The organism is Pseudomonas sp. M1 (assembly GCF_022760135.1).
GTDB lineage: Bacteria > Pseudomonadota > Gammaproteobacteria > Pseudomonadales > Pseudomonadaceae > Pseudomonas > Pseudomonas citronellolis.
The window spans coordinates 3,704,981-3,726,090 of sequence record NZ_CP094343.1; the positions used below are offsets into that span (position 1 = coordinate 3,704,981).

Here is a 21,110-nt window from a genome sequence, read left to right on the forward strand (position 1 = left end):
TCCATAGCAGGTGAGCCCCCATGAGCAACCTCCGGCATTCGCTGCCGCCACTGAATGCGCTGCGGACTTTCGAGGCCGCCGCCCGCCACGGCAGTTTCAAGATGGCGGCGGAGGAGCTCTACGTGACCCAGGCGGCGGTCAGCCGCCAGATCCAGGTGCTGGAGGATTTCTACGGGCTCAAGCTGTTCCTGCGCGGCAACCGCAAGGTCGAGCTCACCGACGACGGGCATGCGCTGTACCTGGCCGCATCGTCGGCCCTGCACCACATCGCCAACGCCTCCAGCGACCTGCTGCGGCGCAACGGCCAGGATCATCTCGCCCTGATCACCACCACGGCCTTCGCCCAGCTGTGGCTGATGCCGAGGCTGAAGCAGCTGCGCGCGCAATATCCCGAACTGCAGCTGCACCTGATCAGCACCGAAGGCAACCCCGACTACCAGGAGAACTTCACCGCAGCGGTGACCCTGGGGCTGGAGGAACATCCGCGCTACGTGGCCGAGTACCTGTTTTCCGAGGAGGTGTTCCCGGTCTGCACCCCGGGCTTTCTCGAACAGCATCCCCAGGTCGCGACATTGCCCGGGCTGCTGGACGCCACCCTGCTCAACCTCAGCGCGAGCCACTGGAAGGCCAGGCTGTGGGCGCCCATCGACTGGGCGTTCTGGCTGCGGCAGTTCGGCCTGGACGTTTCCGGAAGCCGGGAGGCCATGAACTTCAGCCACTTCTCCATGCTCATGGACGCGGTGCACCAGGAGGTCGGCGTCGGCCTGGCCTGGCGCCACCTGGTCCAGCCGCAGCTGGACAGCGGCAGGCTGGTGCGCCCCCTGCAGGAAACCTACTTCGCCGACGACAGGAAGCATTACTTCGTCTGCCGCCGCGACCTGGCCGGTTCGACGGGCATCCGCATGCTGCGCGAGTGGCTGCTGGCGCAGACCCAGGCGCTGAGAAACCCGGCCCCGTAGCAGGGCGCCGCCTGGCGCTGGGCAAGGCGGCGAGCGCCGCGGCGAAGGCCATCGCTACAGACGATGGCCACCCGCCGCGGTACTCAGGCGCCCTGCCCGGCCGCCTCGAACAGCAGCCCGAACAAGCCTTCGCAATCGGCGCTGGCGGGCAGCGCCGCTATCGCCCCGGCGATCTCCTGCCGGAGGGCCTCGTCCAGGGTGATGCCGGCCAGCAGGTCGAACTTGGCGCGGAACTCTTCGCGGCTCATGGCGGTTGCGGGGTCGCCCTTGGCCGCGGTCACCGGGCTGGTGAAGACCTGGCCGTCCTTGAGCGACACCGAGACCCGCGAAAGGATCTCGTTGGGGAAGCGCGCGGAAAGCTCGTCGCTTTCGACGATGTCAACGCGCTGGCTGACGGCCAGGATGTCCGAGGCGTGCACCGCATCCCCGGTCACTTCCAGCGGCCCCACCTGGCCACGCACGGCCAGGGCCGCCAGCGGGAAGGCCAGGGCGTACTGCGCCTCGTCGGCGTTGGCCGGCGTGTGCCCCTGCAAGCGCATGGATTCGTGGAAGGTCTGCACCTTGATGCGCTCGATGTTCTCGCCGCGGATCTGCGGGTGCTCGGCCATCAGCGCGGTCAGCGCGGTCAGCGCCGGCTGGGCCCAGCGGCACACCGGCCAGGGCTTGAAGTACTGGGCGTCGATCTCCCAGCGCTGGCCCAGGTCGCGCCAGTGGCCGGCGACCTCGTCGAACTCGACCGTTTCGGCCGGGGCCCCGGTGACGCCGGCCTCGGCCAGCAACAGCGCGTTGAGGCCGGCGAAAGCGCCGGCGCCGTGGGCGTCCCGCAGCATGGAGGGGTGGTCCACCAGTCGCATCATCGGGCAGCGCGGGCCGAAGTATTCGGCAATGCCCAGGGCGTGGCGGAACTGCTGTTCGTCGAAGCCCAGCAGGCGCGCGCCGCCACACACCACACCGATGCCGGAGAACGCGCCGGAGGCATGGTATTGCGGCGCCGTGGCCATGAGCGCGGCGCCGGCGCGCAGGGCGGTTTCGTAGCCGATGGTCAGGGCGCTGAGCAGTTCCGCGCCGCTGATGGTGCGGCCCTGCTGGCGGCAGGCGTCCACCAGTGCCAGCAACGCCGGCACCACGGTGGCGCCGGCGTGGCCCTTGGAGGTGAAGTGGCCTTCGTGGGCATCCAGGCTGTCGACGCAGAAGCCGCCGGCCCAGGCCGCACCCAGCGGGTGCACTGCGCGGCCGTCGAACAGCAGGCGGCTGGAAAGCACGCCCGCCGGGTAGTGGTTCAAGGCATAACGGCGCAGCGCCTGGCTGGTGGCGTTGTCGCGGGCGCCGGCGGCGACGCCGAGGATGTCCAGCAGGCAGGTCTGCATGAGTTCGCGGGTGTGCGCGGGCGCCTGCTCGAAGCGGAATTCACGGACGAACGAATAGAGCGACATGCGGGGGCTCCACAGACGGGGATCAGGAATCGGAGGAACGGGTGCCCGGCGGCGGGCACCCGCTGGCGTCACTGCCTGGCCTGGCTGGCGACCGCGCGCGAGGCCTGCAGCCAGCCGTCCCACTGCTGGCGGTGGGCGGCGATCCATTCCTGGGCGTGGCGGCGGACGTCGGCCGGCTTGTTCTCGCCCTTCTGCATGCGCAGGTTCTGCTGGCTTTCGTCGTCGGCGCTGATCTGCAGCTGCGAAAGGAACTTGAGCGCGACCGGGTTCTTGTCGGCGAAGTCCTTGTTCAGCAGCGCCTCTACCTTGTCGATGGCGAAGCCCAGGTTCTTGCCCTGGTAGGTGGTATTCACGTCGTTGTTGCCGTCGGGCAGGTCGGTCTTGGGCACCTCCAGCCAGACCACGTCGCGGCCTTCCACCAGCACGCCGGCGATCCACTGCGGCACCCAGGTGAAGTAGAGGATCGGCTGGCCCTGCTTGTAGCGGGCGATGGTGTCGGCCATCAGGGCGAAGTAGGAGCCCTGGTTGACGTTGACGCTGTTCTCCAGGTCATAGGCCTTCATGTGGTGGGAGATCACCAGTTCGCAGCCCCAGCCGGGGTTGCAGCCGGTCAGATTGGCCTTGCCGTCGCCATCGGTGTCGAACAGCTTGGCGATCTCCGGTTTCTTCAGGTCGGTGATGTAGCGGATGTGGTACTGCTCGGCGGTCTTCTTGTCGATCAGGTAGCCCTGCAGCACGCCGGGGATCACGTCGCCGGCCTTGACCAGCGTGTGCGGCCCGTCGACCTTCTGGTAGAAGGCGTCGTGCAGCTTGTCCCAGAAGTGCACGGTGAAGTCCGCATCACCATAGGACAGCGCCACCATCATCGCCGCGTATTCGGTTTCCTTCGGCTCCTGCACGTCGTAGCCCAGCTCGCGCAGGCCGGCCATGGCCAGTTCGCCGCGGAAGCGCTCCTCGGCGATCGGCGGGAAGATCGGCGTGACCTTCACGCCCTCCCCCGGCTTGTCCGCCGAGGCGGCCATCCCGTACAGCGACACCAGGCTCAGGGTGATGGCCGCGGCACAGTGCACAAGCTTGTTCTTGAACGTCTCGAAATGCATCGCTGTATACCTCTTGTTCTTTTCGTTGGGTCGGCAGAATGAATGCAGAACAGTGGCGGCTCGTTCAGGCCGCCTTGTGCGGCACCGGCTGGCTGCCGAACAGGCGCAGCAGCAGGCCCACCGGGCCGCTGTGGTACCAGCGGCGGCTCGGGTCGGAGCGGGTGCGCTCGCCCATGGCCTGGGTCAGGCGGTCGAGGAAGATCGCCAGCAGCACCAGGCCGACGCCGCCGACCGTGGCCAGGCCCATGTCCAGGCGGCCGATGCCGCGCAGGACCATCTGGCCGAGCCCGCCGACGGAGATCATCGAGGCGATCACCACCATCGACAGCGACAGCATCAGCGTCTGGTTCACCCCGGCCATGATGGTCGGCGTGGCCAGCGGCAGCTGGACGCGCATCAGCATCTGCCGCGGCGTGCAGCCGAAGGCGCGGGCCGCCTCGATCTTGTCTTCGGGCACCTGGCGGATGCCCAGGTTGGTCAGGCGCACCAGCGGCGGCACGGCGAACACGATGGTGACCAGCACGCCCGGCACGTTGCCGATGCCGAACAGCATCACCACCGGCACCAGGTAGACGAACGCCGGCAGCGTCTGCATGGCGTCGAGCAGCGGGCGGACGATGCGCTCGATGCGGTCGCTGCGGGCGGAGAGGATGCCCAGCGGGATGCCGATCACGGCGCAGAAGAGCACCGAGGTCAGCACCAGCGACAGCGTGGTCATCGACTCGGACCACACGCCGATCAGCCCCAGCAAGGTCAGGGTGACGGCGCACAGCGCGCCCATGCGCGGCCCGGCGAGCTGCCAGCCGAACAGCGCCGCCAGCACGATGGCGATCGTCGGCGGGACGCTCTGCAGCACGTACTCGAAACCGTTGAGCACGTGGTCGATGGGCCAGCGAATGGCGTGGAAGACATCGCGGAAATTGCGTACCAGGAAATTCAGGCTGGTTTCGACCCAATCGCCCAGCGGAATGACCGCGTTCTGGAAGGGATCGAGGAAACTGGACTCGGACATGCTCGCTACCTGCTTCTAGGAATGACGAGGACGGCTGTTGCGCAAGGCTGCGCTCAGTGCCGGCTGAGGGTCTGCAACAGCTGGTTCTTGGAAATGGTGCCCTGCAGCGCGCCGCTGCGATCCAGAACCGGCACCGGGTACGGCAGCTCGGCGACGATGTCGAGCACGTCGTGCAGCGGCGTGTCGGTGTAGACCGGGCTCCGCTCGTGCAGGGTGTAGTGCCCCGCGCCCGCCTCGCCGGCGGCGCCGGCTTCGGCACCCATGACGCCCATTAGCTGGTTGCGCTCGTTGACCAGGTAGCTGTACGGCACGCCGGCGTTGGGCTGCGGCCCCTTGCCGTTGAGGCGGCAGAGCACCGCCTGGTCGAGTTCGGCGACGTCGCCGGCCTTGAGCACCCGCGAGCTGTCGAAGCCCTTGAAGAAGGTCCGCACGTAGTCGTTGGCGGGCTGGTTCAGCAGCTCCTGGGGGGTGCCGATCTGCACCACGCGGCCGCCTTCCATGATCGCGATGCGGTGGCCGATGCGGATGGCTTCCTCGATGTCGTGGGAGATGAAGATGATGGTGCGTTGCTGCTCGGCCTGCAGGCGCATCAGCTCGCCCTGCATCTCGTTGCGGATCAGCGGGTCGAGCGCCGAGAAGGCTTCGTCCATGAGCAGGATGGTGGGGTCGTTGGCCAGCGCCCGGGCCAGGCCGACGCGCTGCTGCATGCCGCCGGAGAGTTGGTGCGGGTAGCTGTGCTCGTGCCCTTCCAGGCCCACCTGGCGCAACGCCTCGCGGGCCCGGCTGTGGCGTTCCTGCTCCCCTACCCCGGCGATCTCCAGGCCGAAGGCGGTGTTTTCCAGCACGCTCATGTGCGGCATCAGAGCGAAGGACTGGAACACCATGCCCATTTCCTTGCGCCGCACGTCGAGCAGGGCCTTGTCCGACAGCCCGGTGATCTCGCGGCCGTTGAGGTGGATGCTGCCGGAGGTGGGTTCGATCAGCCGGTTGAACAGGCGAACCATGGTGGACTTGCCGGAACCGGACAGGCCCATGATGACGAAGATTTCGCCACGCTTGACCGAGAAGCTGGCATCGAACACCCCGACGACATGCCCGGACTTGCGGAATATCTCGTTCTTGTCAGCGCCCTTGCGCAGCATCTCCATCGCTTCGTTCGGGCGCGGCCCGAAGACCTTGAAGATGTTGCGTACCGAAAGGATATCGTCGGTCTGACTCATACGTTCCTCACCTTATGCTTATTCTTGTGGCCAAGGTCTTGCTGCGGGGGACCTTGCGGCCTCGTAGCACCGGTACCGCCGGAAGAATCACGGCCGCCGCCGGCGGGGCGGCCCTTCCGTTGCGCAGAAGCTCCTGCAAGGCTTTACAGCGGCCGTCGAAGGCGACGGCGGCGTGTCTTCAAATTAGGGTTCCGCCTGTCGAGCGTCCAACGACATTTGTTCGCTCAAAACCATAACTTGATGTTATTGATCCGGGTCCGTGCCCTGTGCCACGGGGGCTTGGGGCGTTATGAGTCCTACATGGTTGAGCGGCTTGTTGGTTAGGCAGAATCCTTCAACCCCGTCATTCCCGCGAACGCGGGAACCCAGTTGCCTTGGTTTGGGTGTTTCTGCGCCGCACCGAGTCTGCCCGACCGTCTTGTTTCGCCCCCTCGGGCGAGTCCCTTTTGTCAAACGCCACAAAAGGAACCAAAAAGGCTTGCCCCGCATACGGGCCCGATGGAGCCGGGCTACCCTCACGAATTCCCCCGCCACGGAGGCCCGCCCCGAGGGTACGTCCCTGTAGCCCGCGGGGCTCTCGCGACATCCATGTCGCATGACCTCCTGAGCGCCGGTTTCGCTCGGCCTTCTGAAGGGGCGTTCCGGAGTGCGCGGATGTTTCTCTGGAAGTCCAAACGCCAGAGCAAGAGCGGGCGTGCTTTTGCTTTTCGTAGGAACGAGCTTGCTCGCGAACCCCGCAGTCACTGGGTTCCCGCGTCCGCGGGAATGACGAGGGGTAAGGAGTATCAGGATGACTCTGGACTTCCCGGCCACTCCGAACGGCCCCCTCTCCCTCCGGGAGAGGGCTGGGGTGAGGGCGCTCTCAAGCCCTGATGCGAGGCCCCCAGGCAAGCTCGGTCGTAGGAGCGGACTCCGTCCGCGATCGGATTCACCGGCCACGCCGGACACCTCCGAGGTGGAAGGATCGTGCCAGACCCCAGCGCCACTCAGGACGGCCCCCTCTCCCGCTTGCGGGAGAGGGTTGGGGTGAGGGCGCTCTCAAGACCTGGCGCATGTGCTCCAGGGAAGCTCGGTCGTAGGAGCGGACTCCGTCCGCGATCGGATTCACCGGCCACGCCGGCCCCCCCAGCGGCACAGCCAACGGCGTATAACCGCGAACGGTTATACGCCCTACGTTCCTAAGTCACGGGCGCCAGCGGCGTTTCCGCGGGGCTCGGGCGGGCCAGGGCGACGGCGGCCAGCAGCACCATGCAGCCGCCGACGAGCATCGACAGGGTCAGCCGCTCGCCCATCAGCAGTACGGCGATCGCCACCGCCACCAGGGGCTCGACAGTGGACAGCGTGGCCGCCGCCGAAGGACCGATCGCCGGCGCCCCGGCAAGGAACGCGGCGACAGGTATCAGCGTGGCGAAGACCGCCAGCCCCAGGGTTGCCAGCCACGCCTGGCCACCCACCGGGAAGGCGGCGTGCTGGAACAGCGCGGCGACGGCGAAGGTGGCGGCGCAGCCCAGCAGGACGATGGCCGCCGAGGCCAGCGGGTGCTCATGGCGAACGCGGTGTGTGCCGTAGATGACCGCCGCTCCGTAGGCCATCGCCGCGAACAGTGCCCACAGCGCGCCGATGGAAGCGCCGGCCAGGCTCAGCCCCGTAGCCAGCGCCACCCCGCCCAGCGCCAGCAACAGGCTGAACAGCTTCGGCAGGCTGGTGCGTTCCCCCAGCCAGACGATGGAAACCAGGGTGACGAAGGCCGGAAAGCTGTAGACGAGGATGATCGCCAGGCTCACCGAGCTGGCCCGGCTGGCGCTGTAGTAGCCCAGCGCCGCCAGGCCGTAGCCCACGCCCAGCAACAGGTTCTGCCGGACCAGGCGCAGGCTCGGCAAGCCGATGCGCTGCCGGTACAGCAGCGCCAGCAGCACCGCGGCGGCGATGGAGAAGCGCGCCAGCAGCAGGCCGATCGGGTTGGCGCCGCCGGCATAGGCGAAGCTGGCGAACAACGGCTGCAGGCCATAGCAGAACGCGGCCAGCAGAACGAGAAGAAAGCCTCGGGAATGAGCGCTCATTCCGGGAAGAAAACGCGGGGTCCGCATGACCTGCTCCCTGGGTATCAGATCGACCGGGCATTCGAAAAAGCCCCGCTTCACCAGAGGGCGAAGCGGGGCCTGTCCGCAGCGAACGGGAAAGGAATCAGTCGGCCAAACGACTGGTCATCTCGGTGCAGTACCAATCCACGAACTGGCAGACGCCATTCTCGGCAATCGACGAGTACGGGCCGGGCTCGTAGGCCGGCGAGTTCACCCCCGCCTGCGCGCCCTCGACCAGGCGCCGGTCCTGGTCGTTGGTGGCGATCCACACGCGGGTCAGGCGCTCCAGGTCGTAGTCGATGCCTTCCTGGGCATCCTTGGGCACCAGCCACTTGGTGGTCACCAGGGTCTCGTTGGGGCCCTGGGGCAGCACGCGGAAGCTCAGGGCGTGGTCGCCGAGGAAATGGTTCCAGGTGGAGGGGTAGTTGAAGTACAGCAGCGCGCCGATGTTCGGCTCGCCGCTCTTGTCCAGGCGCCGCGCCACCGCCGGCTTGCCGTCCATGGTGTAGCTCACGGCGCCGGCCGAGAGCGGGATGCGCGTCATGCGGAACTGCCCGGCCTCGTCCATCACCAGGCGGCTGGGCAGGCCGGCGGCCTCGCAGCGGTCCCAGTGGGCGCTCAGCTCGGGGTCTTCCTCGCCGCCCACGCCGGCCACGGAGAGGTTCTCGACGAAGGAGTTGAGCAGCTCCGGGTGGGTGCCGTCGCAGTGGTAGCACTCGCGGTTGTTCTCGAACACCAGCTTCCAGTTGCCGCGCTCGACCAGGTTGGATTCGAAGGCGACCTTGCAGTCTTCCAGGTTGTGCGGCCCGATGAAGGGCGAGACCGCGTCGCGGAAGCGCGAGAAGTCCGGCGCGGTCTCGGCGACGCACACGTAGATGTAGGTGTTCACCACCTCGCAGTGCGCCAGCTTCAGGCCGTAGTCGGCCGGGTTGAATTCCGGGCCCATGTTGCCGGCGAACAGCAGCTTGCCGTCCAGGTCGAACACCCATTTGTGGTAGGGGCAGACCAGCTTGGCCACCTTGCCGCTGTTCTCCGTGCACACCTTGGAACCACGGTGCCGGCAGGCGTTGTGGAACGCCCGGACCTGGCCGTCGCCGCCGCGCACCACGGCGATGGGATAGTCGCCGATCTGCAGCGTCAGGTACTGGCCCGGCTTCTCCAGCTCGAAGGTGTGGCCGGCGAAGATCCACTCCTTGTGCCAGAGTTGCTCCAGGTCCTGGCGGTACACCTCGGGGTCGCTATAGACGGCGCGGGGCAGCGCGTGGCGGGCCTTGCGTTGGCGAATCAGGTCGAGCACAGCGGCTTTCTTATCCATTGTTGTATGCACTCCAGAGCAGACGCGGTTTGGATCGGTGCATGCGTGGATCGGCTGGCGGCGGCGTCCGGCGCTGACGCAGGGGCCCTGCGGCGCGGAGGCTTTCTGTCGTCGGTCGCTTCGGCTAACCTCCATCCACGGAGCCTGCCAGCCCGCCGCGATCACAGCATTTGCGGCAGTCTAGGACCGGGGCCGACGCGAAAGAACCGACATTTTCTCCAAGGTCTTGATTACCTGAAGTTATGGTCAAACACACCGAACCCGATCAGACGCTGATCAAGATGCCGTCGCTGCGCGCGGTGAAGTCCTTCGTGGCCGCGGCCAAGTACCAGAACTTCACGCGGGCGGCCGAGGCGCTGTGCGTCACCCAGGCGGCGATCAGCCGGCAGATCCGCGAGCTGGAAACCTACCTGGGCGCCGACCTGTTCAAGCGCGTGGGCCGCGCCGTGGAGCTGACCCCGGCCGGCTCGATCTTCTTCGACGCCGTGCAGCTGTCCTTCGTCAACATCTCCCAGGCGGCCGAACGCATCCGCCACAACAGCACGTCCAAGTCGATCGTCACCCTCTGCTGCTCGCCGGCCTTCTCGGCGCTCTGGCTCGCCCACCGCCTGCCGGGCTTCTTCGAGGCCAACCCGGACGTGGAGCTGAACCTGATCACCACGCAGAACTTCCTCTCCATGGAGCCGGGGACGCGGCCCGACATCTTCGTCACCAAGATGGCGAGGATCCGCGAGGGCTACCGCAGCTACCCGCTGGTCCACGACGTGATCTACCCGGTGTGCACCCCGGCCTACCTCGCCCGGCACCCGGAGATCGCCAGCCTGGAAGGCCTGTGCCAAGGCGTGCTGCTCAACCTCAGCCCCTACGGCCGCTCGCAGGTGGCCGAGCACGTCGACTGGAGCGTGTGGATGGCCTTCCAGAACATCGACCTGGACAACGGCCCGGGCAAGCGCCCGCACTTCTTCAACGCCAACGACTACAACCTGCTGGTGCAGATGGTCTTGAGCCATCAGGGCGTGGCGCTGGGCTGGAACCACCTGGTGGGGCACCTGGTGGCCGAGGGTTCGCTGGTGCGCCCCGTGGAGCAGGAAGTGGTGCTGCACGACAGCCAGCACTACCTGACCTTCAACGAGGACAAGGAAGACGACGACGCCTGCCGCCGCCTGCGCGACTGGCTCATGGCGCAGTTCTGAGCGGCCGGGCCCGGCGGCCCGCCCCGCTACTTCGCCCTGGCGGAACGCACGCAGCCGTGGCGGATTTCCTTCGACGGCGGGTAGCCGAAGAACGAGGTGTAGCACTTGCTGAAGTGGCTCGGCGAAACGAAGCCGCAGGCCAGCGCCGCCTCCACCAGGGACAGGTCCGAATGCTGCAGCAGGCGGCGGCTCTCGGTGATGCGCAGCTCCAGGTAGTAACGCACCGGCGAGGTGCCCAGTTGCTCCTGGAACAGGCGTTCGAGCTGGCGCTTGGAGCGGCCCACGCACTGTGACAGCTGGTCGGTGCTCAGCGGCTCCTCGATGTTCGCGCTCATCAGGTTGAGCACGTCGCGCAGCGGTTGCGACATCTTCTCGTGCAACGCCGGGCGGGTCCGCCGGTAGCGGGACTCCTCGAAGGCCAGGATGTCCACCACGCCGTCGACCAGCTCGCGGCCATACAAGCGGTTGATCCATTCCAGCACCATGTTGAAGGCGCCGGCCGGGCTCCCCGCGGTCAGGCGGTTGCCGTCGACGATGTAGCTCTCGGCGGTCACCACGCTGTTCCTCGCCACCTCGGCGAGGGCCGCGCGGTTTTCCGGGTGCACCGCGCATTTGTGGCAGTCCAGCAGCCCCGCCTTGCCGAGGAACCAGGCGCCGTTCCACAGGCCGGCCAGGTCCACGCCCCGGTCGTCGGCGAGCTGCAGCAGGCGGTTGAGCGAGGGCAGCTCGCGCAGCGGAGTGCGCAGGCCGCCGCAGACCACCAGCAGGTCCAGGTCCAGGTGACGGCTTTCCAGGGCGGCGGAGGGGCAGATGACCAGGCCCAGGTCGCTGGTCACCGGCTCGCCGTCCAGGCTGAAGGTGTGCGTCGAGAAGGCGCCCTCGCGGATCAGGTTGGCGGTGACCAGCGTGTCCAGCGCCTGGGTGAAGGCCGGCAGTGAAAAGTGCTCCAGTAGGACGAAGCCCACGCGTCGCTGACGCTGCGGCTCGGCCTTCTTCTCGGCCATGAAGCGGAGATTCTTGCCTTGCATGGCTTCGCTGAATTGTCGTCTTTCCACCGATGGCAGCCTCTATGAGTTCTTGTGGGCAGTTGCGGCGTTCATCAGCCTCGCGGCGGGCCTGGCAGGGCGACGCGGCGATGGCTGTTCTGTATACCGTCCGCAGGCAAATGTTATACAGGCGCTCTGCCTCCGGCCACTCCCCCACGCAGCCCGCAGGCCTGCGCAATCCCTCAACCCCGGTCATGGCTGGCTCGCAAGCGGCCTCGGCGCGCGCCGCCTGCTCTCGCGTCATAGCTGGCCGGAACCCTCGCCCCGGCAGTGGAAACACCTGTGCCCGCAAAGAAAACCCAGTGATTTCCGGCTGGGAAATGCCCGGCCGACAGAGGCGCCCGGGGCCCTCGCCAGCGCCTCTTCGGCGCCCGAAACCCGCTGTATGCGTATGAATTGATCCCAGAAAATGTAATTAGACACCCCGTCGGCGCGCTCCCTATAGTCATTCCACGAACGGCAGGGATCGCCGGCGACGGGCAGGAGGTCCTGCCCGCTCCCCGCACGAGCGGATGATCGACACCACCCAACGACACGACCCGCAAGCCACAGCGGACATCTTCAAGGCGCACTTCGAAGCGTCGCACAGACGCCGGCATCGAGGCCGCGCCGCAACAGTGAAACTCGGGTAATCCCCCGACTCTGGTTTTCTCGCGTGAGTGAGTCACTCCACGCAACGGATAGCTATTGGCTGAAATAAATAGAACAGGCCCCTGAAATGACGAAGATCACCCATTTACCTGCCGATGACAAAAGCTGTGGCTGGTACCACCTGAGCAAGGCCAGACAACCCAGGCCCACGCATACCGGCCGGACTTCGGCACCTTGGGTGATCGTCGGAGCAGGCTTCACCGGACTGGCCGCGGCGCGCCAGCTGGCGCTGCATTTCCCCCATGAGGAAATCGTCCTGGTCGAGGCCCAGGAAGTGGGCTTCGGCACCTCCGGGCGCAATGCCGGCTTCGCCATCGACCTGCCCCACGACATCGGCGCCGACGACTACATCGGCGACATTGACATCGCCAGGACCAGCCTCAAGCTCAACCTGATGGGCCAGGACCTGCTGCGCAGCCAGGTGGAGCGGCACGGCATCGATTGCCAGATGAAGGCCTGCGGCAAATACCAGGCGGCCATCGAGGACCGCGGCATCGCCGTGCTGGAAGCCTATCGCCGCGGCCTGGACCGGCTCGGCCAGGCCTACGAGATGATCGAGGCCGACGCGCTGCCCGGGCACATCGGCACGCACTTCTACCGCAAGGCGCTGTTCACCCCCGGCACCGTGCTCATCCAGCCCTCCGCGCTGGTCAAGGGCCTGGCGGACAGCCTGCCGGCGAACGTCAGCCTCTACGAGAACACCCCTATCACCGAGGTGGAGTACGGCGACAAGGTCGTGCTCCGGCACGAGCGCGGCAGCTTCGTCGCCGACCGCCTGGTGCTCACCAACAACGCCTTCGGCATGAGCTTCGGCTTCCTGCGCGGCAAGATGCTGCCGATCTTCACCTATGCCAGCATCACCCGCCCGCTGACCGCCGAGGAACAGGCGCGCCTCGGCGGCAAGCCCTACTGGGGCGTCATCCCGGCGGACCCGTTCGGCACCACGGTGCGCCGCACGCCCGACAACCGCCTGCTGATCCGCAACAGTTTCAGCTTCAACCCCGACGGGCGCAGCAACGCCAAGTACCTGGAGCGCTTCGTCAACCGCCACCAGGCCTCGTTCGACGCGCGCTTCCCGATGCTGCCCGAGGTCGATTTCGAATACACCTGGGGCGGCGCGCTGGCCCTGTCGCGCAACCATTCGGGCTACTTCGGGCAACTGGCCGCCAACGTCTTTGGCGCGCTGTGCTGCAACGGACTGGGTGTTACCCGCGGCACGGTCACCGGCAAGCTGCTGGCCGACTGGCTGGCCGGCGAGCGCAGCGAGCTCATCGACTTCCTGCTGAACTCGCCGGGCCCCAACGGCAACCCGCCGGAGCCGTTCCTCTCCGCGGGCGTCAACCTGAACCTGAAATGGGGGCAATACCGCGCCGGCAAGGAAAGCTGAGCCCCCACCGGTCATTTGCCAGGGAACGTCCGGCCGAGATTGGCCGCACAACGAGATTCCCGGCGTGCAGACCTGAAGCCGCAGCGATGCGCATCCGCCGGCCGAAGCGCCTTCGGCTGCCGGGCGCGCGCTGCGGCTTCCGGGAAACCTGAAACGAGGAAAACAATGACAATTACGACTCCATCCATCGAAGACGTGCCCATCAAGCGCTTTCACCAGTTGCTGACGATCCGCTCCGGCGGCGGCTCCTTCGTCGACGGCTACGTGCTCAGCATCATCGGCGTATCCATGGTGCAGATGACCGCCGCCCTGGGCCTGAGCACCCTCTGGCAGGGCATGATCGCCGCCGCGGCGCTGATCGGCATTTTCTTCGGCGGCTTCATCGGCGGCTGGCTGACCGACCACTTCGGGCGCAAGCGCATCTTCTTCGTCGGCCCGGTGCTGTTCATCCTCAGTTCGCTGGCGCAGTACTGGGTGGAGTCGGCCCTGGCGCTGTTCCTGCTGCGCCTGCTCATCGGCATCGGCGTGGGCATCGAATACCCCGTCGCCACCTCCCTACTGGTGGAGTTCCTGCCGAAGAAGCACCGCGGCCCGCGCCTGGCGACCCTGACCATCCTCTGGTTCGCCGGCGCCGCGCTGGCCTACATGGTCGGCAACGCCCTGCTCAGGCACGGCGGCGACGACGCCTGGCGCCTGGTGCTGGCCAGCGCCTCGGTGATAGGCGCGGCCCTGTTCCTGGTTCGCCTGGGCACCCCCGAATCGCCGCGCTGGCTGCTGGGCAAGGGCCGCGCCGCCGAGGCCGAGCAGGTCATCAAGAGCGTCTACGGGCCGCGCTTCTCGCTGCGGAACCTGCCCGAGCAGCCCAGGCAGAAAAAGCTCTCGGTGTGGAACCTGCTGCACTCCGGCTACGGCAAACGCATGCTGTTCGTCAGCATGTTCTGGACCTGCTCGGTGATCCCGGTGTTCGCCGTCTACGCCTTCGCGCCCAAGGTGCTGCTGGCGCTGAACCTCCAGGGTAACTGGGCCTCCTTCGGCTCGGAAGCCATCACCCTGCTGTTCGTGGTGGGCTGCATCATCGCCACCCGCCTGATCAACGTCATCGGCCGGCGCAGCATGCTGATCTACAGCTTCCTCTGGTCCGGCCTGGCGCTGCTCGGCCTCGGCGCCTTCCACGCCTCCTCCGAAGCCGTGATCCTCGCGCTGTTCGGCGCCTACGCCCTGTTCATCGGCGGCGCCCAGGTGCTGCAACTGGTCTACCCGAACGAGCTGTTCCCCACCGAGATCCGCGCCTGCGCGGTCGGCGTGGGCACCTCGCTGTCGCGGGTCGGCGCCGCGGTCGGCACCTACCTCGTCCCCCTGTCCCTGGACAGCCTGGGCATCGCCCAGACCATGTACGCCGCGGCCATCGTCACCCTGGTCGGCCTGCTGTTCGCCTGGGCGCTGGCCCCGGAAACCCGCTCGCTCAACCTGCAGCAGGCGGCTTCGCTCACCTGATCAAGGGCCGCCGCGCCGCTGGGCGCGGCGGCCGACCACCACGACCCCACTGGAGAACGCATCATGCAATTCGAAGGCATCTACACCCCCGCCATCACCCCCCTGGCGGCCGACGGCCAGATCGACCATCCGGCCTTCGCCGAAGTGCTGGAATACCTGATCGCCTCGAAGGTCCACGGCATCATCATCGGCGGCTCCACCGGCGAGTACTACGCCCACACCGCCCAGGAGCGCTTCGACCTGGCGGCCAAGGCCAAGGACGTGATCAACGGCCGCCTGCCGCTGATCGTCGGCACCGGCGCCATCCGCACCGAGGACTCGGTGGCCTACGCCAAGGCGGCGAAAGAGATCAAGGCCGACGCCCTGCTGGTCGGCTCGCCGCCCTATGCCCTGCCCACCCAGCAGGAGATCGCCGACCACGTGCTGGCCGTCGACGCCGCCGCCGACCTGCCGATCATGCTGTACAACTACCCGGCGCGCATGGGCGTGGACATGGGCGAGGAATTCTTCGCCGCCGTCGCCGGCTGCAAGAACATCGTCGCCATCAAGGAAAGCTCCGGCTCCACCGGCCAGCTGCACCGCCTGGCCTGCAAGCACCCGCGCATCGCGCTGTCCTGCGGCTGGGACGACCAGGCCCTGGAATTCTTCGCCTGGGGCGCGCGCAGCTGGGTCTGCGCCGGTTCCAACTTCATCCCCGGCGAGCACGTCGCCCTGTACCAGGCCTGCGTGGTCGAGAACGACTTCGCCAAGGGCCGCCGCATCATGGCGGCGATGATGCCGCTGATGGACTTCCTGGAAGGCGGCAAGTTCGTCCAGTCGATCAAGTACGGCTGCGAGCTGGCCGGCCTGCGCAGCGGCGGCGTGCGCGCCCCGCTCAAGGGCCTGACCGAGGCCGAAAAGGCCGAACTGAAAGAGATCGTCGCCGTACTCAAGCGCGAAGTCGCGCAGATCACCGAGGGCACCCACAATGGCTGAATTGCTGAGCAAGGCGCAATACGCCGCCATCGCCGCCGAACTGCGCTTCCCCACCCAGGCCTTCATCGACGGCGGCTTCCGTGACGCTGTCTCCGGCCGCACCTTCGCCAGCAGCAACCCGGCCACCGGCGAGCTGCTAGCCAACATCGCCGCCTGCGACGCCGAAGACGTCAACCTGGCCGTGGCCAGCGCCCGCCTGGCCTTCGAAGACGGCCGCTGGAGCAAGCGCTCCCCCGGCGAGCGCAAGGCGGTCATGCAGCGCTTCGCCCAGCTGCTCGAAGACCACGCCCACGAACTGGCGGTGATGGAGAGCCTGGACAGCGGCAAGCCGGTGCGCGAATGCCAGAACATCGACGTGCCGGAGACCATCCACACCCTGCGCTGGCACGCCGAGCTGATCGACAAGATCTACGACAGCACCGCGCCGGTCGGCTCCGGCGCCGTGACCATGGTGGTGCGCGAGCCCATCGGCGTGGTCGGCCTGGTGCTGCCGTGGAACTTCCCGCTGCTGATGCTGGCCTGGAAGATCGGCCCGTCGCTGGCCGCCGGCTGCTCCATCGTGGTCAAGCCGGCCCGGGAAACCACCCTCACCGCCCTGCGCGTCGCCGAGCTGGCGCACCAGGCCGGCATCCCCGCCGGGGTGTTCAACGTGGTGCCCGGCGGCGGCCGCGAGGCCGGCGAGCCCATCGGCCGCCACCCGGACGTGGCCATGGTCAGCTTCACCGGATCCACCGAGACCGGCCGGCTGTTCCTCAAGTACGCCGCCGAGTCCAACCTCAAGCGCGTGGTGCTGGAATGCGGCGGGAAGAACCCGGCGGTGGTGATGAACGACGTGGAAGACCTCGACCAGGTCGCCCAGCACGTGGTCAACGGCGCCTTCTGGAACATGGGCGAGAACTGCTCGGCGTCCTCGCGCCTGATCGTCCACGCCGACATCAAGGACGCCCTGCTCGAACGCATCGGCGTGCACATGCGCGACTGGAAGATGGGCGACCCGCTGGACCCGGACAACCGCCTCGGCGTCCTGGTCAGCAAGGCCCACTTCGAGAAGGTGCGCTCGTACATCGAGCAGGCCCGCAACGAGCGCCTGGACTTCGTCTATGGCGGCCAGACCCAAGGCGACATCTTCGTCGAGCCCACCGTGGTCGACGACGTCGAACCGCAGAGCCGGCTGTTCCGCGAGGAGATCTTCGGCCCGGTGCTGTCGGTCACGCCCTTCACCGACATCGACGGCGCCATCGACCTGGCCAACGACACCGTCTACGGCCTGGCCGCCTCGGCCTACACCGGCAGCCTGCGCAACGCCCTGCGCCTGGCCCGGGAAATCCGCGCGGGCATCGTCACCGTCAACTGCTTCGGCGAAGGCGACGCCTCGACGCCCTTCGGCGGCTACAAGGAGTCCGGCTTCGGCGGGCGCGACAAGTCGATCTGGGCCCACGACCAGTACACCGAGCTGAAGACCATCTGGATCGATGCTTCGTGAGACCCGCGGTAAAATCCTGACCTGACCCGCAGTACAGCCCCCTGCGCCGCCCGGCGCCGGGGGCGCCACCCATCCAGGGCGGCGAACGAACAGCACGGCTCACGGAAGAGCTTCTCAATGCTGCATCGCCGTCGGTGTCGGCCCGTGCCGCTCACCACACACAACCTTCTCGACCAGACCCCCAACCGTTGCGCACGGCGCAGCGGCGCGCACACCATTTTTGAAGAATCACTGCCATGCTTACATCCGACCTCCCCCACACAACTTGCGCCTCGGCGCACCGCAACGCCCTGCTGGTGGCCCACGTCGCCGCCGTACTGTTCGGCCTGACCGGTATCCTCGGCGCCTTGATCCAGGCCGACGCCAGCGTCATCACCTACGGCCGCGCCGCCTTCGCCATCGTCGCCCTGGGCGCCGTCGCCCAGCTGCAGCGGCGCCCGCTGCTGCGTGGCCTGGGCTGGCGCAAGATCGGCGTGCTGGCGCTGACCGGGGCGCTGCTGACTTCGCACTGGGTAAGCTTCTTCATCGCGGTCAAGGTCGGCGGCGTCGCGGTCGCGACCCTCGGTTTCGCCAGCTTCCCGGCCTTCATCGCCCTGCTGGACCTGGCGGTGTTCCGCGAGCGGATCGGCTTCGGCGAAGCCTGCCTGCTGCTGATGGCCACGGCGGGGCTGGTGCTGGTGGTGCCGTCGTTCGACCTGGCGGACCAGGGCACCCTGGGCCTGCTCTGGGGGCTGGGCTCAGGCCTGTCGTTCGCCCTGCTGGCGATCGCCAACCGGCGCGCCACGCGCGGCATGGACGCCATGCAAGTGGCCTTCTGGCAGAACCTGACCGTCGCCGTGCTGGTTTCGCCCTTCGCCCTGACGCACCTCGCCCACCATGCGCTGCTGCCGGCGGACTGGGTCTACCTGGCGCTGCTGGGCATCTTCTGCACGGGCCTGGCGCAGTACCTGTTCGTCAAGAGTCTGGATGCGCTGGAAGCCCGCAGCGCGGGCATGATCATCGCGCTGGAGCCGGTCTACGCCATCGCCTGCGCCTGGCTGCTGTTCGGCGAGCAACCCTCGCTGCGCATGCTGCTGGGGGCGGCGCTGATCATCTTCGCCACCCTCCTCTCGGCTCGCAGCAAGCTGTCCCAATCCACTGTGCACTGACGCGACGACGGGAAGCCGGCCCTGGCCTCCCGTCGCTTTCTACGCGGGCCTCAGGCGCCCTGCTCCACCGTGCCGGAACGCGCGGCCGCCGTGGCGTGCCGGCGCGCGGTGAGGTTGCCGAGCAGCAGGATGACCACTGCCAGCGCCAGGGTGGAACTCACCTCCAGGCGGTGCTCCGGCATCACGAACATCACGCCCAGGGCGAACACGATGAAGCCGATCACCGCCCAGGTCAGCCAGGGGAACAGCCACATCTTGAAGGCGATCTCGGCGTTGCGCCGCTGCAGGATCGAGCGCATGCGCAGCTGCGAGAAGGCGATGACCAGGTATACCAGCAGCGCGATGGAGCCGGAGCTGGCCAGCAGGAAGGCGAACACCTGGGCCGGGGCGAAGAAGTTCACCGCCGTGGTCAGCATGCCGATGACGGTGCTGGCGATCACCGCCGCCCGCGGCACGCCGGCTGCCGAGGTGCGACGGATGAAGGCCGGTGCGTCGGAGCGCTTGGCCAGGGAGAAGATCATCCGCGAGGAGATGTAGATCGACGAGTTCAGGCAGCTGGCCACCGCCACCAGCACCACCATGTCCACCAGGAACTTCGCGTAGGGGATGTGCATCACCTCCAGCGCGCGCTGGTAGGAGCCCTGCACCGGCAGCAGCGGGTCGTTCCAGGGCACCACGGAAATGATCACGAAGATCGACAGCAGGTAGAACACGCAGATGCGCCAGATCACCGAGCGGGTGGCCTTGGCGATGTTCTTCGCCGGGTTGCCCGACTCGGCGGCGGCGATGGTCACCGCCTCGGTGCCGAGGAAGCTGAACATGGTGGTCAGCAGCGCGCCGATGATCGCCGTCCAGCCATTGGGCATGAAGCCGCCGTTGCTCGCCATCAGCTGCGAAAGGCCGCTCACCTCGCGGCCCGGCAGGCCGCCGGCCAGGGCCACGCCGCCTAGGGCGATGAACAGCACGATGGCGATCACCTTGAGCATGGCGAACCAGAACTCGAACTCGCCGTACTTGGCCACGCTGAACAGGTTGGTCAGGGTCAGCAGCACGGTCATCGCCAGGGCGAAGAACCAGGACTCCACCTGCGGGAACCAGTTGTTCAGCACCACGCCGGCGGCGATCGCCTCGATGGGGATCACCAGCACCCAGAACCACCAGTACAGCCAGCCGATGGTGAAGCCGGCCCAGCGGCCGATGGCCTGGTCGGCATAGGTGGAGAAGGAGCCGGTGTCGGGGCTGGCCACGGCCATTTCCCCCAGCATGCGCATGACCAGCACCACCAGGGTGCCGGCGAGCACATAAGCCACTATGGCGGCGGGGCCGGCAGCCGCGATGGCGTGCCCCGAGCCTACGAACAATCCCGCGCCGATCACGCCGGCGATGGAAAGCATGGTGACGTGCCGCGGCTTGAAGCCTTGCGCGAGCTCGCCATTGCGGATTTGCGTTCTTGTCGTTGTCATCCTGAGGCCTTCTTCGTTGTTCTTGTCATGTCCGTGCCCAATGCCGCCAGCCAGGGCCGCATTGCGCGAAGCCAAGCTAGTTCACGTGCACTGCCGGGCAGTTGTTCCAGCGCGCCGCTTCCTTGACCAGGCCCGACAGCGACGGCCGCAACGCTGCGTCGCCGCCCTCCCCGCGCGGCGCTTTCCGCCCATCGGAAAAATGACTTTTATTGCTTTTGAAACAAAGACATAGGCCAGCGTATATCCGCCGGCATATGGACACCCACAAGGCCCGTCCCTAGCGTGGAGCCCCACGGCAATCCCACACCAACAACAATCAGGAGATACCCATGGGACGACTGAACGGCAAAGTGGCGCTGATCACCGGCGGCGCGGGCGGCTGCGGCCTGGCCGCGTCCGAACTCTTCGCCCGCGAAGGCGCCAAGGTCGCCTTGCTCGACCTGCCGCACAGCGACGGCAAGGCGGTGGCCGAGCGGATCAACGCCGCCGGCGGCACGGCCCTCTTCGTGCCCACCGACGTCTCCGTCGCCGAGCAGGTCGAGCGCGCGGTAGCCCAGGTGGAGGAACGCTTCGGCGCCATCACCGTGCTGATGAACCACGCCGGCACCATCCAGGTCGGGCCCTTCCTGGAAACCCGCGAGAGCGACTGGGACCGGCTGATGAACATCAACGTGAAGAGCATGTTCCTGGTCACCCGCGCCGTGCTGCCGAAGATGATCGAGGCCGGCGGCGGCAGCATCATCTGCACCTCGTCGATCTCAGGCGTGGTCGGCACCCCCATGGAAGTCCTGTACTGCACCACCAAGGGCGCCTGCCACATGTTCGCCCGGGCGATCTCGGTGGAGTTCCGCGACCGCAACATCCGCAGCAACGCCATCTGCCCGGGCTTCATCGGCACCGCCCACGGCCGCCGCGAGCTGGACCTGTTGCGCGAATTCGGCACCGAGGTTTCCGACGAGGCGCTGCGCGCCATGCAGGGCCGCCTGTGCGACCCGCGCGAGGTGGCCTCGGCGGCGCTGTTCCTGGCCAGCGACGACGCCAGCTTCGTCAACGGCGCCCACCTGTTCGTCGACAACGCCTACACCGCGGCCTGATCGGCCCGAGCCGCGCGCCCAGACCAACAACAACGCCCGGCTCGCAAGACACTTAG

At 67.4% G+C, this 21,110-nt stretch carries 16 protein-coding genes; 8 read left to right on the plus strand and 8 right to left on the minus strand.

All coding sequences use genetic code 11. From position 1 onward, the window contains the following. Positions 1-20: 20 nt before the first annotated feature. Positions 21-959, plus strand: coding sequence for a LysR substrate-binding domain-containing protein (locus tag PM1_RS16355; RefSeq protein WP_009620124.1), 939 nt, complete (start codon positions 21-23; stop codon positions 957-959). An 83-nt stretch (positions 960-1,042) separates the two neighbouring features. On the opposite strand, the gene PM1_RS16360 is transcribed toward PM1_RS16355, so the two are convergent. From PM1_RS16360 to PM1_RS16385, 6 genes are all read right to left on the minus strand, one after another. Continuing rightward, positions 1,043-2,392 (minus strand): MmgE/PrpD family protein, encoded by a 1,350-nt coding sequence (locus PM1_RS16360; RefSeq protein WP_009620122.1) that lies wholly within the window; start codon positions 2,390-2,392, stop codon positions 1,043-1,045. A 68-nt stretch (positions 2,393-2,460) separates the two neighbouring features. Next, on the minus strand, positions 2,461-3,492 hold the full coding sequence (gene proX, locus PM1_RS16365; protein ID WP_009620117.1) for a glycine betaine/L-proline ABC transporter substrate-binding protein ProX: 1,032 nt from the start codon (positions 3,490-3,492) through the stop codon (positions 2,461-2,463). A gap of 64 nt (positions 3,493-3,556) precedes the next feature. Next, positions 3,557-4,504, minus strand: coding sequence for a glycine betaine/L-proline ABC transporter permease ProW (proW, locus tag PM1_RS16370; RefSeq protein ID WP_009620115.1), 948 nt, complete (start codon positions 4,502-4,504; stop codon positions 3,557-3,559). 53 nt (positions 4,505-4,557) lie between these two features. Then, the gene (locus tag PM1_RS16375) at positions 4,558-5,724 is read right to left on the minus strand and encodes a quaternary amine ABC transporter ATP-binding protein (RefSeq protein WP_009620114.1); all 1,167 of its coding nucleotides are present in this window, start codon (positions 5,722-5,724) and stop codon (positions 4,558-4,560) included. A 1,178-nt stretch (positions 5,725-6,902) separates the two neighbouring features. After that, positions 6,903-7,784 (minus strand): DMT family transporter, encoded by an 882-nt coding sequence (locus tag PM1_RS16380; protein ID WP_024128419.1) that lies wholly within the window; start codon positions 7,782-7,784, stop codon positions 6,903-6,905. Between the two features lie 124 nt (positions 7,785-7,908). Beyond that, entirely contained in the window at positions 7,909-9,120 is a 1,212-nt protein-coding gene (locus PM1_RS16385; RefSeq protein WP_009620111.1) for an aromatic ring-hydroxylating oxygenase subunit alpha, read from the minus strand. A 242-nt stretch (positions 9,121-9,362) separates the two neighbouring features. Between PM1_RS16385 and PM1_RS16390 the strand changes: the two genes are divergently transcribed. Further along, positions 9,363-10,313: a LysR family transcriptional regulator gene (locus PM1_RS16390; protein WP_009620110.1), complete on the plus strand. Its 951-nt coding sequence runs from the start codon at positions 9,363-9,365 to the stop codon at positions 10,311-10,313. A 26-nt stretch (positions 10,314-10,339) separates the two neighbouring features. Here PM1_RS16390 and PM1_RS16395 read toward each other — a convergent pair whose 3' ends face one another. Then, positions 10,340-11,368 (minus strand): GlxA family transcriptional regulator, encoded by a 1,029-nt coding sequence (locus tag PM1_RS16395; RefSeq protein ID WP_009620109.1) that lies wholly within the window; start codon positions 11,366-11,368, stop codon positions 10,340-10,342. A gap of 709 nt (positions 11,369-12,077) precedes the next feature. Here PM1_RS16395 and PM1_RS16400 point away from each other — a divergent pair. The 5 genes from PM1_RS16400 (at position 12,078) to PM1_RS16420 (ending at position 18,497) form a co-directional block, all read left to right on the plus strand. Further along, the gene (locus tag PM1_RS16400; protein ID WP_009620108.1) at positions 12,078-13,397 is read left to right on the plus strand and encodes an NAD(P)/FAD-dependent oxidoreductase; all 1,320 of its coding nucleotides are present in this window, start codon (positions 12,078-12,080) and stop codon (positions 13,395-13,397) included. A gap of 165 nt (positions 13,398-13,562) precedes the next feature. Beyond that, complete coding sequence (locus PM1_RS16405; protein ID WP_009620107.1) at positions 13,563-14,891, plus strand: MFS transporter; 1,329 nt, start codon at positions 13,563-13,565, stop codon at positions 14,889-14,891. Positions 14,892-14,954: 63 nt separating this feature from the next. After that, the gene (locus PM1_RS16410) at positions 14,955-15,866 is read left to right on the plus strand and encodes a dihydrodipicolinate synthase family protein (RefSeq protein ID WP_009620106.1); all 912 of its coding nucleotides are present in this window, start codon (positions 14,955-14,957) and stop codon (positions 15,864-15,866) included. After that, complete coding sequence (locus tag PM1_RS16415) at positions 15,859-17,349, plus strand: aldehyde dehydrogenase (RefSeq protein WP_009620105.1); 1,491 nt, start codon at positions 15,859-15,861, stop codon at positions 17,347-17,349. Before PM1_RS16410 ends, PM1_RS16415 begins: the two co-directional genes overlap by 8 nt. A gap of 236 nt (positions 17,350-17,585) precedes the next feature. Further along, entirely contained in the window at positions 17,586-18,497 is a 912-nt protein-coding gene (locus PM1_RS16420; RefSeq protein WP_009620104.1) for a DMT family transporter, read from the plus strand. A 50-nt stretch (positions 18,498-18,547) separates the two neighbouring features. Here the strand turns inward: PM1_RS16420 and gabP are convergent, their stop codons facing one another. Beyond that, entirely contained in the window at positions 18,548-19,960 is a 1,413-nt protein-coding gene (gene gabP, locus PM1_RS16425) for a GABA permease (protein WP_009620102.1), read from the minus strand. Between the two features lie 329 nt (positions 19,961-20,289). Between gabP and PM1_RS16430 the strand changes: the two genes are divergently transcribed. Then, positions 20,290-21,054: an SDR family NAD(P)-dependent oxidoreductase gene (locus PM1_RS16430; RefSeq protein WP_009620100.1), complete on the plus strand. Its 765-nt coding sequence runs from the start codon at positions 20,290-20,292 to the stop codon at positions 21,052-21,054. The last annotated feature ends 56 nt before the right edge of the window (positions 21,055-21,110 follow it).

Coding starts and splice junctions, on each gene's coding strand:
- PM1_RS16420 (WP_009620104.1), top strand. CDS start 17,586: ATGCTTACATCCGACCTCCCCCACACAACTTGCGCCTCGGCGCACCGC.
- PM1_RS16410 (WP_009620106.1), top strand. CDS start 14,955: ATGCAATTCGAAGGCATCTACACCCCCGCCATCACCCCCCTGGCGGCC.
- proW (WP_009620115.1), bottom strand. CDS start 4,504: ATGTCCGAGTCCAGTTTCCTCGATCCCTTCCAGAACGCGGTCATTCCG.
- PM1_RS16385 (WP_009620111.1), bottom strand. CDS start 9,120: ATGGATAAGAAAGCCGCTGTGCTCGACCTGATTCGCCAACGCAAGGCC.
- PM1_RS16380 (WP_024128419.1), bottom strand. CDS start 7,784: ATGAGCGCTCATTCCCGAGGCTTTCTTCTCGTTCTGCTGGCCGCGTTC.
- PM1_RS16375 (WP_009620114.1), bottom strand. CDS start 5,724: ATGAGTCAGACCGACGATATCCTTTCGGTACGCAACATCTTCAAGGTC.
- PM1_RS16415 (WP_009620105.1), top strand. CDS start 15,859: ATGGCTGAATTGCTGAGCAAGGCGCAATACGCCGCCATCGCCGCCGAA.
- PM1_RS16400 (WP_009620108.1), top strand. CDS start 12,078: ATGACGAAGATCACCCATTTACCTGCCGATGACAAAAGCTGTGGCTGG.
- PM1_RS16360 (WP_009620122.1), bottom strand. CDS start 2,392: ATGTCGCTCTATTCGTTCGTCCGTGAATTCCGCTTCGAGCAGGCGCCC.
- PM1_RS16430 (WP_009620100.1), top strand. CDS start 20,290: ATGGGACGACTGAACGGCAAAGTGGCGCTGATCACCGGCGGCGCGGGC.
- gabP (WP_009620102.1), bottom strand. CDS start 19,960: ATGACAACGACAAGAACGCAAATCCGCAATGGCGAGCTCGCGCAAGGC.
- PM1_RS16355 (WP_009620124.1), top strand. CDS start 21: ATGAGCAACCTCCGGCATTCGCTGCCGCCACTGAATGCGCTGCGGACT.
- PM1_RS16405 (WP_009620107.1), top strand. CDS start 13,563: ATGACAATTACGACTCCATCCATCGAAGACGTGCCCATCAAGCGCTTT.
- proX (WP_009620117.1), bottom strand. CDS start 3,492: ATGCATTTCGAGACGTTCAAGAACAAGCTTGTGCACTGTGCCGCGGCC.
- PM1_RS16390 (WP_009620110.1), top strand. CDS start 9,363: ATGGTCAAACACACCGAACCCGATCAGACGCTGATCAAGATGCCGTCG.